General features: G+C 53.4%; 1 protein-coding gene. It reads right to left on the bottom strand.

What is annotated here, in order from left to right:
• Positions 1-261: 261 nt before the first annotated feature.
• On the bottom strand, positions 262-513 hold a 252-nt coding region (locus H6A60_RS12440), incomplete at its 5' end, for a hypothetical protein (RefSeq protein WP_205105108.1).

Raw genomic sequence — 513 nt, forward strand, 5'->3', positions numbered from 1 at the left:
GTGGATGAAGACAAACTCTTTGTCGCCACATCGAGGAATCTGCCCGAGAACTATTGGATTTACCTCCAGCCGAAATATAGGAAAGAGCTGAAGGGGAAAACGCCTCCGGTTCTTCTTGACAACAAGGGCGCTCACTTCTTCGTTGTCGAGAAGAAAGACGCCCAAATGAAGTAACGGCAGTACCGATCCGATAGAAGTCCGTCCCGCAATTTTGTGTTCTGCGGGGCGGATTTTGTTTATCAGAAATTCAATCACCGTCGACTACGAGCCCGACGCTCCCGCATAGCCCGTATCGAGGTTCATCTCGTCGTTCGCTTCGGACCGCACGCCGTCGACGTCGATATCATCGAGCCGCTCGAGCGTTCTGTCGATCGTATTGAGTCGATCGCCCTCCATGTCGAGCTTGCTGCCTTTGCCGGTGAACGAATCAATCGAAATCGTTTCGCCGTCGGGCATGTTACCCGTGGATTCGAGCAGAGCGATCCATTCCGAGAGGTCCACTCGGTCCCAATC

The organism is Sutterella massiliensis, assembly GCF_016899755.1.
Taxonomy (GTDB): Bacteria; Pseudomonadota; Gammaproteobacteria; order Burkholderiales; family Burkholderiaceae_F; genus Sutterella; species Sutterella massiliensis.